General features: G+C 63.6%; 13 protein-coding genes. 5 read left to right on the plus strand and 8 right to left on the minus strand.

Annotated elements, in window-relative coordinates:
* Positions 1-163 precede the first annotated feature (163 nt).
* Entirely contained in the window at positions 164-1,228 is a 1,065-nt protein-coding gene (locus MOV80_RS01495; protein WP_249604777.1) for a beta-N-acetylglucosaminidase domain-containing protein, read from the plus strand.
* Between the two features lie 155 nt (positions 1,229-1,383).
* Positions 1,384-1,797 (plus strand): hypothetical protein, encoded by a 414-nt coding sequence (locus tag MOV80_RS01500; protein ID WP_019103898.1) that lies wholly within the window; start codon positions 1,384-1,386, stop codon positions 1,795-1,797.
* Positions 1,798-1,955: 158 nt separating this feature from the next.
* Here MOV80_RS01500 and MOV80_RS01505 read toward each other — a convergent pair whose 3' ends face one another.
* The 3 genes from MOV80_RS01505 to MOV80_RS01515 all read right to left on the minus strand — a co-directional run bounded on the left by MOV80_RS01505 (position 1,956) and on the right by MOV80_RS01515 (position 7,717).
* Entirely contained in the window at positions 1,956-2,399 is a 444-nt protein-coding gene (locus MOV80_RS01505; RefSeq protein WP_249604778.1) for a hypothetical protein, read from the minus strand.
* A gap of 478 nt (positions 2,400-2,877) precedes the next feature.
* Positions 2,878-6,726, minus strand: a complete 3,849-nt coding sequence (locus MOV80_RS01510) for an EAL domain-containing protein (protein WP_118266925.1) — start codon at positions 6,724-6,726, stop codon at positions 2,878-2,880.
* A gap of 232 nt (positions 6,727-6,958) precedes the next feature.
* Positions 6,959-7,717 (minus strand): SDR family oxidoreductase, encoded by a 759-nt coding sequence (locus MOV80_RS01515; RefSeq protein ID WP_107731430.1) that lies wholly within the window; start codon positions 7,715-7,717, stop codon positions 6,959-6,961.
* Between the two features lie 127 nt (positions 7,718-7,844).
* Here MOV80_RS01515 and MOV80_RS01520 point away from each other — a divergent pair, with 127 nt between their 5' ends.
* The gene (locus MOV80_RS01520) at positions 7,845-8,744 is read left to right on the plus strand and encodes a LysR family transcriptional regulator (RefSeq protein ID WP_039755315.1); all 900 of its coding nucleotides are present in this window, start codon (positions 7,845-7,847) and stop codon (positions 8,742-8,744) included.
* Positions 8,745-8,970: 226 nt separating this feature from the next.
* Positions 8,971-9,888, plus strand: coding sequence for a bestrophin family ion channel (locus MOV80_RS01525; RefSeq protein ID WP_039755311.1), 918 nt, complete (start codon positions 8,971-8,973; stop codon positions 9,886-9,888).
* Between the two features lie 152 nt (positions 9,889-10,040).
* Here the strand turns inward: MOV80_RS01525 and MOV80_RS01530 are convergent, their stop codons facing one another.
* The 4 genes from MOV80_RS01530 to MOV80_RS01545 form a co-directional block, all read right to left on the minus strand.
* Positions 10,041-10,613, minus strand: coding sequence for an isochorismatase family cysteine hydrolase (locus tag MOV80_RS01530; RefSeq protein WP_043633712.1), 573 nt, complete (start codon positions 10,611-10,613; stop codon positions 10,041-10,043).
* A 163-nt stretch (positions 10,614-10,776) separates the two neighbouring features.
* Positions 10,777-11,235, minus strand: a complete 459-nt coding sequence (locus MOV80_RS01535) for a MarR family transcriptional regulator (protein ID WP_107731434.1) — start codon at positions 11,233-11,235, stop codon at positions 10,777-10,779.
* Between the two features lie 119 nt (positions 11,236-11,354).
* Positions 11,355-11,765 (minus strand): VOC family protein, encoded by a 411-nt coding sequence (locus tag MOV80_RS01540; RefSeq protein WP_019102151.1) that lies wholly within the window; start codon positions 11,763-11,765, stop codon positions 11,355-11,357.
* Between the two features lie 133 nt (positions 11,766-11,898).
* Positions 11,899-12,249, minus strand: a complete 351-nt coding sequence (locus tag MOV80_RS01545) for a thioredoxin family protein (protein ID WP_249604779.1) — start codon at positions 12,247-12,249, stop codon at positions 11,899-11,901.
* A 154-nt stretch (positions 12,250-12,403) separates the two neighbouring features.
* Here MOV80_RS01545 and MOV80_RS01550 point away from each other — a divergent pair, with 154 nt between their 5' ends.
* Entirely contained in the window at positions 12,404-12,763 is a 360-nt protein-coding gene (locus MOV80_RS01550) for a translation initiation factor Sui1 (RefSeq protein WP_081545508.1), read from the plus strand.
* A gap of 85 nt (positions 12,764-12,848) precedes the next feature.
* Here MOV80_RS01550 and MOV80_RS01555 read toward each other — a convergent pair whose 3' ends face one another.
* Positions 12,849-16,736, minus strand: coding sequence for a non-ribosomal peptide synthetase (locus tag MOV80_RS01555; protein ID WP_118266927.1), 3,888 nt, complete (start codon positions 16,734-16,736; stop codon positions 12,849-12,851).
* Between the last annotated feature and the right edge of the window lie 223 nt (positions 16,737-16,959).

A 16,959-nucleotide genomic window follows, 5' to 3' on the forward strand; every position in this document is an offset into this window, starting at 1 on the left:
CGAGCCATGTTCTCGACTTTTAATGCAACTTGACGCTGCTTATTGAGTCAATTAATAGCATGAAGTCATCATTTTCCGATGACTGGCGGCCATCCCGGCAGCCGGTCGGGCGCGAAGAGCCAGCCTGGCCCCGATGCGTCGAGGACGCGGAAGGTTTCTCTAAATGAATATCCCTTTAGGCATTATCGAAGGCTTCTACGGCAAGCCATGGAACTGGGCGCAGCGGGAGCTGCTGGTCACCACGCTGGCGGCGCACGGCTATCGTTTCTATCTGTACGCGCCGAAAGCGGACGCGTATCTGCGCCGCGAGTGGCAGCAGGACTACCCGGCGGAGCAGGAAGCGCGGCTAGCGGCGTTCGCCGTTCATTGCCGGGGGCAGGAGGTCAGCTTCGGCATGGGGCTCAGTCCGTACGAAGCGTATCTGAACTTCAACGACGACGCCCGCCGGGCGCTGGCGCGCAAGCTGGAGCAACTGCAGCGCATCGGCGTCCGCCAATTGGCCATCCTGTTCGACGATATGCGCGGCGATCTGCCTGATCTGGCGGAACGCCAGGCGGAGATCGTCGCCTGGGTGAGCCAGCGCTGCGAAGTGGAGCGTCTGCTGGTGTGCCCCAGCTACTATTCCAGCGACCCGGTGCTGGACCGGGTGTTCGGCCAGCGTCCCGCCGGTTATCTGCAGCAACTGGGCCAGTGGCTGGCGCCGGACATCGACATTTTCTGGACCGGCGAGGAGGTGTGCTCGCGTGAAATCTCGCCAGGACACTTGCTGCAAGTGGGCAAATGGCTGGGCCGCAAGCCGGTGCTGTGGGACAACTATCCGGTGAACGACGGCGCGCGGATGTCGCAATACCTGCATGTGCGCGGTTTCACCGGCCGGTCCGCGGCCAACGCCGAACTGCTGGCGGCGCACGGGATCAATCCGGCGCAGCAAGCCGCGCTCAGCCTGATTCCCGCGCTGACGCTGGCGGACAGCTACAGGTTGGGGCCGCGCTATCAATACGGCGCCTCGATGCGTCGCGCCGCCCAGGTGGTGGCCGGCGAGGAACTGGCCGACATGTTGTGGCGGGATTTGCTGACCTTGCAGGACGTGGGGCTGGATCAACTGGGCGAACGCGCCGTAGCGCTGCGCGCGCGTTACGCGGCGGTGGATCATCCCTGCGCGCGGGAGGTGGTGGCCTGGCTGGATGGAGAGTATCGGATCAGCGAGCTTGAGGTGCAGACTCAGTAGGAAGGCTACTTTGCGTTACATGCCTTTACAACTGACTCACAGACGGGGGCGAGCCGGGGCGCCTAGGATACGCAGCAAGGAAACACCAAAGCCCCGGCGTCGCGGCAGCACTTAAGCAGACGGACGCCCCCCTGACCCGACTGGAGAATGTCACCATGAAAAAACTGAGCCTGATCGTACTGTCCGCCGCTTTCGCCCTGAGCTCCGCCGCCGGCTTCGCCGCCGAAGCCGCCAAGCCGGCTTCCGCCCCGGTTGCCAAAGCCGCGCCCGCCGCCAAGAAAGCGCAGCACAAGGCCGTGAAGAAGCACGCTTCCGCCCCGGCGCAGAAAGCGCAAGCCGCCAAGACCGAAGCCTCCGCCCCGGCCAAGGCCGCCAAAAAGCCGGCTCAGCACAAGAAGCACGCCGCTAAGAAAACCCACAAGCAGGCTGCTTCGGCTCCGGCTCAAAAGGCCCAAGCCGCCAAGGCGGAAGCCTCCGCTCCGGCCAAAGCCGCCAAGAAGCCGGCTCAGCACAAGAAGCACGCCGTAAAGAAAACCCACAAGAAAGCCGCGGCTTCCGCAGCCAAGTAAGCTGAAGAACAAGGGCGCGCGCAGCGCGGCCCAAACGGGGATGAAGGGAGGCCTAGGCCTCCCTTTTTTTGCGTGCTTGGAAGCTGTCTACGATCTGCTGTGCGTCGTGAGGCGCACTCCTTCTCAACGCTTATGCAGCACGTATCGTAAACACGTTTTTAGCGAGGACGTTTCTGACGTCGCTGCCGGCGCGCTTCCAGCCATGCGCGTAGGGTTTGCGCGTCATGCAACTGGTGTTGGTTGTCCAGGTGACGGTAGACCTGGACCCGGCGCGCGCCCAGCCACAGCATATGCTCCAAATAATTGAAGAAGCCCATCCGGTGGCCGCGCTGGCTGTGGTCGTCGAAATCGATGTCGCGGGCGACGCGGCTGAGCAGGCCGGAGCCGACGTATTCCGGATTGTCCTTCAACCATTGCAGCAAGTGGGCGGCGCATTCGCGGCCGTAAGCGCAGGCGAGAGCGTAGTTTTCGGCGGCGGCGGGCATCTGCCAGTAGTGGGGGTGGTTGCGGGAGGGCAGATAACGGACGAAGGGAAGCAGGGTTTCCTGCTGTTCGCGGGCGGCCAGTTTGTAGCGGCGACGGGGAGGTAGGGTGTAAGACATGGTGTTTCTCCTGCTGTGACACAAGATAAACCACCTGCCGGGTAAGGCTGAGGTATTGGGCAGGCGCGTGGCAGGATTGGCGTACCGGACTTAACTATCAAACCGGCGAGTGCATGGCACTCTCCCACCACGAGCCTGCCCGTCAGAGCATTGCTGTGGTGTGCGCGGCTGTAGAACCACAGCCGCTTTTTATCGTTTAACGGGACGCCAATCCCGTGTGCCGCTTGTTGGGCGGCAACGTGGGGATTGTTGCCGAGAGCGGGGGCGGGGTCAAGGCGACGCGGCGGTTAGGGAGATCGTGTACAGCTGTTTAGAGCCGGTTTCAACGCCGTATCGCCTAAGAGCGGCTAACAAAAATCAGTTTTACGGCTGAGGCAAGGCGCGCCGACGCAGGCAGTACTTGAGTACGGCAAGTCGGCGCAACGCAGCATCAGGAATTTTGTTAGCCGCTCTAAGCGCAGCAGACTTAGAACAGGTTCTAGCCGGTGGCCGGCGTGGCGGCGGGCTCCTGAACAATATTGAGCAGCGGCGCGCGCGGGTCGGGCCGATCCAGCCAGAAGCGGCGCTCCAGTTCCGCCGCCGGCAGAGGCCTGCAGAATAGGTAACCTTGCAGGGTATCGCAGAACATATAAGTCAAGGCGGTGGCTTGTTCATCGGTTTCCACGCCTTCCGCCACCACTTTGAGCTGCAGGGAATGGGCCAGCGCGATGATGGCGCCGGTCAAGGTCATCGCGTCCGGATCTTCCAGCATTGCGCGCACGAAGGACTGGTCGATCTTCAGCTCCTGGGTTGGCAGCTTGGCCAGGTAGGACAGCGAGGAGTAGCCGGTGCCGAAATCGTCGATGGAAATGCCCACCTGCATATCGCGGATGCGGCGCAGGGTTTCGCCGCAAGTATCCAAATTGTCCAGCACCACGGTTTCGGTGATTTCGATGTCGATGCCCGGCACGGCGGCGCCTTCGCTCAGGGCTTTTTGCAGCTGTTCGGCGAAATCGGCCTGGCGTAATTGCAGCGGCGAAACGTTGACCGCGATGCGCGGCGCCGGATAGCCGGCTTGCTGCCAGCGCAGATGGTCGCGCGCGGCTTGCCGCAGCGCCCAGGCGCCCACTTCCAGGATCAGGCCGGTTTCCTCCAGCAAGGGGATGAACTGCGCCGGCGACACCAGGCCGCGCTCCGGGCTTTGCCAGCGCAACAGCGCTTCCACGCCTATGATTTGCCGCGACACCGCGTCCACTTTGGGCTGGTAGTGAAGCACGAACTCTTGATGCTCCAGCGCCAAACGCAGCCGATTTTCCAGCTCCAGCGTCACGGCGGCGCGTTCGCTCATCTCCTGGCGGTAGAACAAATAGCGCTCATTGGTGTTTTGCGCCAGCTTGAGCGCGGCCTCCGCGTTCTCCAGCAGGCTCTCCGCGTTGTCGCCGTCTTCCGGGAAGGTGGCGATGCCGAATTTGGCGGAAACGCGCAGCTGTTTGTCCAGGATGGCGATGGGTTGGGCGACGCAGCGCTCTTGCAGTTGCATGACTTGTCGCGCGATATCCTCCTCGCTTTTGACTTCGGGGATCATTAGCGCGAAACGGTCTATCTTGACGCAGGCCAGCAGCCGGGCTTCCTCGGTAAAGGATTCCAGCCGCGCCGCCAGCAGGCGCAGCACTTGGTCGCCGGCCCAGCGGCCATAGACGTCGTTGATGGATTTGAAGTGTTCGATGTCGAGGAAGACCACCGCCAGGCGTCGCTGCTCGTTGTGGTTGGCGCTGATTTGCTGCGCCAGGCGCTCGTGGAACAGGCTGCGGTTGGCCAGGCCGGTCAACTCGTCGTAGTAGGACAGGAAATGCAGCCGTTCCTCTTTTTCGATGTGGTCCAGCGCGAAAGCGATGTCGCCGGCCAGTTCGGATAGCAGCTGCATTTCTTCGTGATCGAAGACGTTGGCCTCATTGGAACACAGCGTTAGCGAGGCGGCGCGTTGTCCAGGCAGCGGCAAGGGCAGGCAGGCCAGCGAGCGGATGCCTTGCGCCAGCAATTGTTCGCGCGCCGTGTAGGGCAGCTGCGCGCCAAGCTGATTGCAGACGAGGTTGTCGCCGCTGTTGATGGCAACGGCGGACAACTGCAGCAGCGCCTCGGGGTTGGGCGACGGTTCCGCTTGCCCTTGCAGAGCGGCTAGGCGGTGTTGGCCGTCGCTCTGGTCCATCGTGCTGATCCAGACCATTTTGAACGCACCGCTATGGGTGGCGATGCGGCAGGTTTCCTGGAACAGTTCCTGGCGGTCGTGGCAGCGCACGATCAGCATATTGATGCCGCTGAGAATGGCGTAGACGCGGTTGAGCCGTTCTATGCGCAGCCGCAGCAAGGAGTGCTGCAGGGTGATGGCTAGTTGCTGGGCGAAGGCCCGCGAAACCTCCAGATGTTCAAAGTCGTGGCGGGCGATGGTCTGAAAAGCGAGGTTCAGGGACCCCAGCAGCTGTCCTTCCGCCATCAGCGGCAGCCGCAGATAGGCGCGCACGCCGTGGCTGCGCAGCCATTTGACCAGCGCGGATGGTTGCGCCTGCGTGGTGATGTCATGCATGAAGCTGGGCTGGCCGCGCTTGAGCTGCTCCAGGTCGCTTAAACCAAAGCTGGAGAAAGGGAAGCGGCTGTCGATCGGGATTTCGTCTTTGGCGTCGCATTCCAGCGCCAAAAAGATGATCTCCTCGTGTCGCCAGTCGAACACCGTGGCCGATGCGCCCCAGAACGGCACCAACTGCGCTAGCATGCGTAGCGCTTCCTGCGCGGTTTGCTTCGGGCTGGCGGCGGACAGCAGGGTGAGCCCCATGTCGCGCAGCGACTCCAGTTGTCGGCTGTGGCGTTTGAGCTCCTGCTCCGTTTTCAGTCGCTCGGTGATGTCGCGCATGATGGCGGTGTAATATTTCTGGCCGCCCACCTCCAGCTGGGACACCGAGGCTTCGGCGTAGAATTCGCTGCCGTCGGCGCGCAGGCCCCGTACCCCGCCGGCCGGCGCAAGGCTGCGGCTGACCGGGCCGTTCCGGCCGAAGTCTCGGATCAGCCGCGCGTGGTGGGAACGAAAGGATTCCGGCACCAGCATGTCGACCCGTTGACCCAGCACTTGCTCGGCGCGGTAGCCGAAGGCTCGTTCCGCGGCGGGATTGAACAGGATGATGTTCAAGTCGGCGTCGATGGTGACGATGGCGTCCATCGCGGTGTCGATGATGCCGGCGCGTTGCATTTCGCTGAGGCGGATGGCGGCTTCGTGAGCTTGCAGCTGGTCCAGCATGTGATTGAACTGGCGAGACACTGCGCGTAGTTCGCGCGGCCCCAGTTCCTGCGCCCGCGCCTGAGAGGCGCCGCTGGCCACGGCTTGCGCTGTCTCCGCCAACTGCCGCGCCGGGCGGGTCAGCGCGCGGCTGAAGCTTTGCGCCAACAAGCCGCAGAGCAGCAAGGTGGCGATGCCGTTGGCGGCGCCCCAGCGCAAGCGGTTGTAGTAGGGCGCGAAGACATCCTGTTCCGGCAAGGCGGCGATGATCAGCCAGTCCGCCTGGGAGAACTTGCGATAGGAGTAGAGGCGCGACACGCCGTCGCGGCCGACGCCCAGTTCGAAGCCGGAGGCGTTGCTGTGGATACGTGAGATGGTGCGGACGACATTGACCGAGGTTTTGCCGTGCCAGAGCGAGGGGTCCGGATAGCGCAGCAAAAAGGCCGCTTGTGAACTGAGCACCGCGATGATCAGCCTGCGGTCCAGCGTGGCCGGCAGCACATGGGACTGTAGCGCCAGCAGGTCCAGTTGCAGCGTCAGCAGCCCTACGCGTCGGCCTTGTTCATCACGCACCGGATAGCTGGGCATGATGATCCAACGCCGAGTGGCGGGCTCTTGCAGCGGTTCGCTGAGCATTAGTCCGGGGGCGTCCAGCGCGCGGGAGAACCAGCCGTGGTTGGGCGGGGGCGCGTGCATGGCGAGGTTTTGCGCATGTCGGCAGACCGGCTGCCCCGCGGCGTTGCTGAGCGTTAACTGGGTGACGGAGGGAAAGCTCAGCGTGAGATCGCGATAGGCGTCGGCGCATTCGGCGGGGTTGAGCCGGCGCAGCGGCGGCCGTTGGCTCAGTTGTGCCAGCAGCCGTTCCAGTTCGACGATCTTGTCCGCCAGAGTTTGATCCACTTGGTCGGCCACGACGCGGGTTTGCATTTGCGCGGCGTCGCGCAGATTGCGGGCCGATTCGTAGGCGCCGATGCCGATCAGCACGGCGGCGGGCAGCAGGCAGGCCAGCGCGAACAGCAGTAATTGAGTACGCAGGCCCAACCCGCTGACGGCGGACAGAGTGCGGTTTAGGCCTGCGCGCATGTGGCGGCTACTTTCCGGGACAGGGAATAATCAAAAATTAGTTCCTGCTGCCGGAGGGGGCAAGCCGCGCTCATGTCAAGTGCGTAGCCGGGAGGTGGCGCGGCGCGGCGCCCCCCGCGTAAGCCTTGCCTGGCAAGGCTTACGCGGGGGGTGGATAGTGTGATAAGTACTTCCACTTATCTCACTGACAAAACCTGACGTGGCCGCTTGGCATGCGCCGATATGGGGGGGATTACAGAAACATGCCGCCGGAGGCTTCCACGCGTTGGCCGTTGACCCAGGCCGCGCCGTCGCTGAGCAGGGTGGCGATGGCGCCGCCGATGTCGTCTGGCCGGCCGACGCGGCCCAGCGCGGTTTGCGCGGCGATATGGGCATTGACCTGCTCGTTGTCGCGCACCAGACCGCCGCCGAAATCGGTTTCAATCGCGCCGGGGGCGATGACGTTGACCGCGATGCCGCGAGGACCCAGTTCCTTGGCCAGGTAGCGGGTCAGCACTTCCACGCCGCCCTTCATCGCCGCGTAGGCGGCGTAGCCGGGCAGGGCGAAGCGGGTCAGGCCGGTGGAAACGTTGAGAATGCGGCCGCCGTCGGCGATCAGCGGCAGCAGCGTCTGGGTCAGGAAGAACGGTCCTTTGAGCTGTATGTTCATCAATTGGTCGAACTGCGCCTCGCTGGTGTCGGCGAAGGCGGCGTGAATGCCGATGCCGGCATTGTTGACTAGAAAGTCGAAGTCGGCGCGCTGCCATTGTTCGCTCAGCGTCTGGCGCAACTGGGCGGCAAAGACGCTGAAGCTCGCGCTCTGGCCGACGTCCAGCGGCAGCGCGGCGGCCTTGCCGCCCAAGGCCCGGATTTCGGCAACCACCGCCTCGGCGTCGGCGGCGCGGCTTTGATAAGTGAGGACTACGTCCACGCCCTGGCGCGCCAGGTGCAGGGCCGCGCTTTTGCCCAGGCCGCGGCTGCCGCCGGTGATGACTGCGATCTTCTTGCTCATGGGAATCTCCTGTAGGGGCGGGTGCAGGTTTGGACCCGATGAGTTCAGTTTATTGTGTGGTTTTCAATAAACAAATATGAGTTATTTAATTATAGTGTTCGTATATTCATAACAATTGGCGGTGGAGATGAACAAGCTGGAAGCAATGCAGATTTTTGTCCGGGTAGCCGAGCTATCCAGCTTCACCCAGGCGGCGGACAGCCTGGGCCTGCCCAAGGCCAGCATCTCGGTGGCGGTTAAACAGACTGAAGCCTGGCTGGGCGCGCGCTTGTTGCATCGGACCACGCGCAAAGTGCAGATGACCCAGGACGGCCAGGCTTTTTACGAACGCTGCAAGGATGTGTTGGCGGAGATGGACGAGCTGCAGGGCATGTTTCAGCGCGGCGAAGAGACGCTGAGCGGGCGGCTGCGGGTGGATATGCCCAGCGGCGTGGCGCGCTATCAGGTGTTGCCGCGCCTGGACGAATTCCTGCAACGCCACCCGCGGCTGGAGCTGGAGTTGAGCAGCACCGACCGCAAGGTGGACATCGTGCGCGAGGGCTTTGATTGCGTATTGCGGGTGGGGGAGCTCAGCGATTCCAGCCTGGTGGCGCGGCCGTTGGGACGCTTTCGGCAGCTCAATTGCGCCAGCCCGGCCTATCTGGCGCGCTACGGCGCGCCGGCCGGCCTGGAGGACCTGGCGCGGCACCGGTTGGTCCATTATGTCTCCACCCTGGGGGCGCGCCCGGCCGGCTGGGAATGGCGGGACGATAGCGGCAGCCATTGGCTGGCCATGAGCGGCAGCGTCATCGTCAACAACGCCGACGCCTACCAGGCGGCCTGCCTGGCCGGCTTGGGACTGATCCAGGCGCCGGAGTCCGGCGTGCGTCATTTGCTGGACAGAGGCGAACTGGTGGAAGTCTTGCCGGAATTCCGCGCCGCGCCGATGCCGGTGACCTTGCTGTATGCCCATCGACGCAACCTGCCGCGCCGCGCGCGGGTATTCATGGATTGGCTGGCGGAGGCGCTGGCGCCCCACTTGCTCTGAATCCGGCGCAAACATGGCGGCGCAGGGGCAAGCTGCCCTATCATGTAGTCCGGTCAACCATTTTAGAACCTGTTTACGATCAGCTGCGCGTTGGCGATACGGCGTTGAACACCCCTTCGAAATGCTCATGTACCGTGTGTACATTCCGCTTTCTCAGCGGTTTTCGCCTTGTCTCGCCTTAGCTCGCGAGATCGTAAACACGTTCTTACTTCGTCATATTCCCACCATGATTGTTAGATCCACCTCTTCCTGGCTGCGCTTGCTGTTTGTCTGGCACGGTTCGGTGTTGCCGCGCATCATGCCGCGCCTGTTGTTGGTTTTCTTCATTTCCATCGCCGCCGCCGCTGTGCGCGGCTGGTGGCTGAGCGAGCACGCGGATTCGGCGCTCAGCATTCCCGCCTTTACTCTGATGGGGGTGTCGCTGGCCATCTTCCTGGGCTTTCGTAACTCGGTCAGCTACGAACGTTTCTGGGAAGCGCGCAAGCTATGGGGCAGCTTGCTGATCGTCAACCGCTCGCTGGCGCGGCAGGCCTTGTCGCTGGCGCCGGACAACGCCGACGCGCGGCGCTTGATAGACGGCTGTTGCGCCTTCGCTTACGCGTTGAAGGCGCAGCTGCGCGGCGACGACGCCGACGCGCATTTGCGGCGGCTGCTGCCGGAGGAGATCCTGGACAAGGCGTTGGCGGGACGCTTCAAGCCGGCGTTGATCCTGGCCTGGTTGGGACAATTGACCGCGCGCATGCGCCGCGACGGCGCGTTGAGCGATATGCAATGGCATGCGCTGGACCGCAATCTGAACTCCTTGTCCGAAGTACTGGGCGGCTGCGAGCGCATCGCCTCCACGCCCATCCCTTTCACTTACCGGGTGTTGCTCAACCGCACCGTCACCGTGTACAGCTTGTTGCTGCCGGCCGGCCTGGTCACCAGCATAGGCTGGCTGACGCCGGCGATCGCCGTCTTCATCGCCTACACCTATCTGGCCTTGGAAGTGATAGGCGAGGAGCTGGAAGAGCCGTTTGGCAAGGAGGGCAACGACCTGCCGTTGTCCGCGCTGTGCCACGGCATTGAGGCCTCGCTGCGCGAGATGCAGGGCGAGGACGTGGCCGCGCCGGCGCCGGAGCAGCAGGGCATTTATTTGTATTGATCGGGGTTTAAACCTGTTTACGATCTGCTGCGCGTTGTGGAGGGTTACACGGTGAGTACACCCTCAAAATACTCATCTACCCCTTGGCCATTCCGCTTTTCCGCTCGCTTTCGCCTTGTCTCGCTCTGGCTCGCGGGACTTTGAACAGGCTCTTATAGCGCGGCTAGCTCATCCAGGCGAATGATGCGCGCTATCGTTTCCAACTGACGCATCGAGGTTCGATGCTCTTCTTCGCTGGCGGCGGCGCAACCGTCTTCCAGCACCAGCACCTGATAATCGCGGTCGTGAGCGTCGCGCGCGGCGGCCTGCACCGCCCAGGTGCTGCTGACCCCGGACAAGATCAGGCGTTCAATGCGGTGGGCGCGCAGCACGGCTTCCAGCGAGGTGGCGTAAAACGCGCTGACGCGGGGCTTGATCACGATGGCGTCTTCCGGCCTCACGTCCAGATCCGGATGAAAGGCGGTGCCGGGGCCGGACAGGTCCAGCGCGCCGAATTCGTGCGCGCGGCCAAACAGCGGCGAATTTTTGGCTTGCTCCACATAGGAGGGCGAGAAGCCCACTTTCACCTGTACCACCAGCCAGCCGCGGCGGCGCGCCTCGGCAATGGCCTGGTTGGCGGCGGCGATGACGCCGCGTTGGCGCGCGTGTTCGGCGCAGCGGGCAACCTTGCCGCCGTCGACCATGATGTCGTGGATGTAGTCCAAACCAATAAAAGCGGTGTTCATCGCTGAGCTCCTTAAGACCCGCTAACAAAACCCCTGATCCTGCGTTGCGCCTCCTTGTCGTACCACTTGTACTGTAGCTTCGCAGAAACTTCGTTTTCTGCGTCGGCAAGCCTTGGCTCAGGTTCTCTGCGAGGTTTTGTTAGCGGCTCTAATTACGTATTGATCAAGGCTGGCGCGCGGTCGGCGGTTCAGCGGCGGCCAACTCCGCCAGCACCTCGCCGGCGGCAAGCAGCAGCTCCAGGCGTTGCGGCGGCAGTCCGGCCAGCGCGGCGCGCAGCCAGTCGTCTTTGCGCAGGCGGTGAGCCTCAAGGACGCTGCGGCCGGCTTCGCTCAGACGGACCCGGACCTTGCGGCCGTCTTCGGGATCGGCCGCGCGCAGAACCAGGCCGCCGGCCTCGAGTTCGCGCAGCAGGCTGGCCAGATTGGAGCTGCGCAGCTTTTCCGCGCGCGCCAGCGCCGACGGCGTTGCTGCGCCGTCGGCACGTTCGATGCAGGCGAGCAATGAGAGTTGGGCGAACGGAAGTTCGTCGTCCTGCGCCTCCAGGCGCAGCCGGCGCGTCAAGGCCATCAGCTGCAGGCGCAGCTGGGAAGCGGCTTCCGGTGTGACGGTCAGGTGTGGCATTCGGCTATTTTAGCATAGCTATGTTTGTATAGATAAATGCGGGAAAAGTGCCGCGAGGACGGTTTCTTGGCGGGGTTCGTGCCGCGCTCGCCGCCTCGCGGCCCGCATTGAGCGGAGGCTTAACTCGGCTTCGGACAGTTGCTCATCCAGCGTATGCCGAAGCGGTCGACCAGCATGCCGAAGCGGGCCCCCCAGAAGGCGTCGTGCAGCGGTTCGTTGATTTGGCCGCCTTGAGCCAGGGCTTCGAAGATCGCCGTCTGCTCCGCCTCGCTGTCCAGCATGAAGTTCAGCGTGATGTTTTCTCCCAGGACGGGCGTGCGGCCCGGCATGCCGTCGGAGGCCATGAAATGAACGCCTTCGGCTTTGAACTCCGCGTGCAGAATCTTGTTCTTGGCTTCGTCCGGGCTGGGGAAGTCCGCGTCGCCGAAGCGCATCAGCGCCACAATCTCGCCGTTGAAGCATTGGCGGTAGAAGGCCAGCGCCTGTTCGCACTGGCCGTGGAAGTTGATGTAGGGCAGCAGGGTTTTCATCAGAGAGACTCCTGGTGGTGGGGGAGAGGCCGGCTTTGCTTCAGAAGCTGTTTACGATCTGCTGCGCGTCGGCGATACCGCGTTGAACTGTCTTTGAAATGCTCATGTACCCTATGTGTACTCTGTTTTCGCCTTAGCTAGCGATATCGTAAACATGCTCTTCGGGCGGCAAGCATTGCCGCAGCGCGTCGCTGACGGCCGCCGCCTTGTCGGGCCGGGTCAAGCGGGCGGCTTCCTGGCCGTGACGAAGGAAAATCAGCGTAGGCCATAGCTTAACGCGGTAGCTGCGCCCCAAGCGGCGGCCCGGGCCGTCTTCGATTTGCAGATGACGGACGCCGGGGCATTCCGTCAACGCTTGTTGAATCAAGGGCTGGGCCGCCTGGCAATGGCCGCACCAGGGCGCGCCGAATTCCAGCACGGTGACGCCGGGCTGGGCATCCAGTTGGGCGCGTTCCGGCGCTGGGTCGCGGTAGAGTTCGTCCATGGTCTGGGAGGGGCTGGGGTGGTTTTTAAATATGCCAAAAGACTGATGCGTTTGCCAGCGCTTTTGATGCAGGGGGCGGCGACGCGGGCTTGCCAAAGCCGGGCAAAACCGCGACGATGCAGGCCGTTTCGTCAATGGCCCAGGGTTTGAAATCATGAAATCGCGCAATGTTTCCGGCGGCTTGGTGTACTCCACCGAACACGGCCGCATGTGTCCGCAGTGCGGCTTCGCCGTTGCCCAATGCCAATGCGGCAAGCAAGAGGCGCCGGCCGGCGACGGCGTGGTGCGGGTGCGCAGAGAAACCAAGGGCCGCAACGGCAAGGCGGTCACCGTGGTCCAGGGCGCGCCGCTGAACGCGTTGGAGTTGGCGCAACTGGGCAAGCAGCTGAAAAACGCCTGCGGCAGCGGCGGCACGGTCAAGGACGGTGTGATCGAGATCCAGGGCGATCACTGCGAACAGGTGGTTGGGCTGCTCAAGCAGCGCGGCTGGACGGTGAAGCGCGCAGGCGGCTAGCAGCCGTTCCCCGCACGCGGCGCTCTGCCCTCGTCGGAATGAAAAAGCCCGCGGCAAGCCGCGGGCCAAGGCTGATACTGGGGGACTACGCCGGCTGCGCCTGAGCCTGGACGACGCCGATCGAGGCCCGCCGTTGTAGTTCGGCGGCGAATTGAGCGCCGAACTGTTCCAGATACTGGCGCTGCAGCAGACATTCATGCGGCGCGTTCACTTCATACTCGATCAGCTTGCCGGAGATGTAGGGCTGCCACAGCGACGGCTGCTGATCCTCGGGGCGCAGGATGTCGGTGGTGGCGCGGATGAAGATCAAGTCGCCGTCGTAGCGTTGATAGCGGCAGCGGGCGAGCAGCTCCAGCATCAGTTTGGAGTCGTTCACCAGCCGGGTCAGAAACTCATCGCCAACCTGGCTGCCGCCCAGCACTTCCTCCATGGCGCTCTTCAGCCCCTTGATGCCGGCGCGCGGCGCGCCGACGATGGCGCGCGTCATCCGGGTGATGATGGTGGCGTCGTCCAGCTTCAGAGAAGCCGGCCCGCCTTGCAGCGGGTAGCTGTCGAACATGCACAGGAAGCTGACCTCATGGCCGTCGGCCTGCAGCATGGCGGCCAGGCGCAGCGCCAAGTTGCCGCCCACCGACCAGCCGGCCAGTTGGTACGGCCCGCGCGGCTGCACCGCCTGGATGCGCTGCCGGTATTCCTCCGCCAACTCATCCAGCGATTCAATGACGCGGTCCGGGTCGCGCAGTATCGGTGACTGGATGGCGTACAGCGGCTGATCCTCCGGAAGGAAGGGCAGCAGGCCGGCATAGGGCCAGGCGATGCCGCCGCCCGGATGGATGCAGAACAGCGGGGGCCGGCCGCCCTGAGCGCGCAGCGGCAACATGGCGTCGAAGGGATCGCTGAAAGCGGCTGGCCGCTCCAGCCGCTGAGCCAGTTGGCGCGGAGTGGGGGCTGCCAGGAAGTCGGCGATGCCCAGAGAGACGCCGAAGGTTTCCCTGATAGTGTTGATCAGCTGCAGACCCAGCAGCGAATGCCCGCCCAGCGCGAAGAAATTCTGATTGGCGTAGACCTCCCCGCATTCCAGCGCTGTCGCGAACAGCCGGCACATGATTTCTTCTTCCGGAGTGCGCGGCGGCGCTTGCTCGCCGTCGTCCTGCAGCGTCGGCGTGGGCAGTTCGCTGGTGGCCAGCTTGCCGTTGGGCGTGAGCGGAAAGGCCGGCACCACCATGATGACGCTGGGGATCATGTGATGGGGCAATTGACGGCTTAGCGCCTGTTTCAGCCCCTCGCTGTCCAGCTCCAACTGCTGGTTGGCCACATAGCCGACGATGGCCGGGCCGTGCGGCAGATCGCGCAGCAAGGCCACGGCGTCCTCTACGCCGCCGCAGCCTAGCAAGGCGTTTTTGATCTCGTCCAGCTCGATGCGCAGCCCGCGCAGCTTGATCTGGTTGTCCTGGCGGCCCTGATAGTGAATGCGGCCAGCGTGGTCAAAGAACACGCGGTCGCCGGCTCGGTACATGGTGTCGGCGGGGTCCAGCAGATCGGGGACGAAGCCTTTGGCCGTCAGCTCCGGACTGTTGCGGTAACCGCGGGCCACGCCGGGTCCGCCGATGAACAAGTCTCCCCAGGCGCCGGGCGGCAGCAGCCGTTGCCGCGGGTCCACCACGTAGAGCCGGGTGTTGGCGGTAGCGGGGCCGATGGACAGGTCGCCGTCGCCGTAGTCGGCGTTGATCGAGGTGGCGAAGGAGGTTTCGGTCGGACCGTAGACATTGAGCAGCCGGCAGTGGGAGAAGCGCGCCAGCAGCGCCGGTGTGCACGGCTCTCCGCCTAGCATCAGGACGGTGTCCCGAGGGAAGTCCTCGGTCTGGTGATAGGCCAGCAGGCTGGGCGTCATCACCAGCAGTTTGATGTTTTCCCGTTTCACCAGCGCGGCTAGCGGCTTGCCGGGCGCGCTGGAGACTTTATCGCAGAGGACCAGGGTGGCGCCGGCCAGCAGCGTCATCATGATTTCCAGAACCGACATGTCGAAACCGGCCGCGATGAATTGCAGCACGCGCTGGCCGGCTTGCAACCCCGCCGCCCGGATGGCGGTATCCGCGATGGGCACCAGGTTGCGGTGAGTCACTTCCACGCCCTTGGGCTTGCCGGTGGAGCCGGAGGTGTAGATCAGATAGCCGGGCGCGGAGGGGGGCACGCGAGGGAGCGGGAGAGCGGCAGGCGGCAGCGCGTCCAGCGCCTCGGCGTCCAGATAGAGCAGTTTCTCCGGCGCAAGCTCGGTTTTGACGACGCCGCCGGCGGCGACGATGACCGCGGCCGGCGAGGCGTCGGCCAGAATGTATTCGATGCGGGCTTCCGGCAGATCGGGGTCAACCGGCACATAACCGGCGCCGAGCTTGAACAGCGCCACCGTCGCAACCGCCCATTCGATGCTGCGCGATACGATGACGGCGACGTCGTCGCCGGGTCGCACGCCGCGCGTCAGCAGCAGGCTGGCCAGACGGTCGGCGCGGTCGTCCAGCTCGGCGTAGCTGAGTTCGCGTTCGCCCTGGCGCAGGGCCGGCAGGTGGCCGTGGCTCCGCGCAGAGGCGGCGAAGGCGTCGGCGAAGACTGGCGGCGCGTCGGCGCGTGCTGGCAGCGGATAGCAGCGCTCGAGCTCGCCGGGCAACAGCAGTTGGTAGTCTGAGGCGAAGGTTTCCGGCCCGTCGACGAAACGCTCCAGCAATAAAGTCATCCGCGCGTAATGCAGCTCCAGCGCCTCGAGCGGGTAAAGATCGGCGTTGGCGTTGAAGCCTATCTCCAGTCGGCCATCGGCGTTGCGGTCGAAGATGTCTATGCCGAGATGGTCGGCGGGGCCGTTGGCGACGTTCTGAACCGTGGCTTCGCAGCCGTCGAAGTCCACTTCCTGGTCATAGGCCACGATATTGAGCAGGGTGTTGAACAGAGGCTTGTGGCCGCGCTCCGCGTACAGGTCGCGGATCATGGCTTCCGAGCGGTAGCCCTGATGCAACAGATGACGCCGCAACTGGCGTTGGATGTCCGCCGCGATGGACAACACCGTGGATTCCGGCGTGAACGAGATGCGCAGCGGCAGGATGTTGGCCACCATGGCCGGAATCTCGCGCAGGGCTTTCAATTGGCGGGCGGCCACCGGCATGCCCACCGCCAGCTCGCTTTGTCCGGTCATTCTGTGAAGATAGGTGGCGCAGGCCGCCAGCAGCACGCTGGACAGGCGGAGCCGATGCAGTGAAGCGGTTTCTCGCAGTCCGTCCACCGCCGCGCCGGAGAAGACCTTGCGTAGCCGGTTCAGCTTGCGTAGGGGAGCTTCGCCCGGCACCAGCTGGGTGGGGTCGGGAAGACCCAGGCAGTACTGGCGCCAGTAAGATTGGTCCTTGAGATAAGACTCGCTCTGACGATAGGCCTGCTCCGCATCGAACACTTGACTTAGCGGCTGCGCCGGCAGCGGCTCGATGGCTTCTCCACGCGCCAGCCGGACATAGCAGTCGGTAATGTGTTTGAACAAGATGGCGTGACCGAAACCGTCCACCACCAGGTGGGAGCCCAGCTCTATCATGCGGTGGCGACGATCGGCCAGCTTGACTATCAGATAGCGGATCAGTGGTTGCTCGGCCAGGTCCATATCGTCGGCCAGCAGTTCTTCCAGCATGGCCGAGTAGGCCTGCTCCGGGTTCGGTTTGGCGGACAGGTCGTGCCAGGAAAAATAGTCGTTGTGCAGCTTGGGGCGGAGGCGTTGCCGGTATTGCCCGGTGGCAGGGTCCGTTTCGAAAGCGGCGCGCAGGGTGTCCACCTGTTGGCACACGGTTCTGATGGCTTGTTCCAGCAAGGGCGTTTGCAAATCGCCGTTGAATTCGATCACATCGCACAGGTGGTAATGAAGATTGCGGCCTTCTTGACCGATGGCCAGGCAGACTTCTTGCTGAGCGGCGCTCAGTGGGCAGATTGATTTATCTTCTAGCATGATATTTCCAATAAATTGTGTTTTCAGTTAATTCAATGTATTTAAAATTGGATTAATGGCGGATAGGGCGCGGCTTCAAAGGCAGAAAAGCGCGCGTTCCGCTATTGCGGCGGTTTTAGAGCGGTTAATAACAGTCAGCGTTACAACCGAGGCAAGGCGCGACGACGCAGGCAGTACTTGAGTGCGGGAAGTCGACGCAACGTAGCATCAGGGGTGTGTTAGC

Source organism: Chromobacterium sp. IRSSSOUMB001 (genome assembly GCF_023507765.1).
Lineage (GTDB): Bacteria > Pseudomonadota > Gammaproteobacteria > Burkholderiales > Chromobacteriaceae > Chromobacterium > Chromobacterium haemolyticum.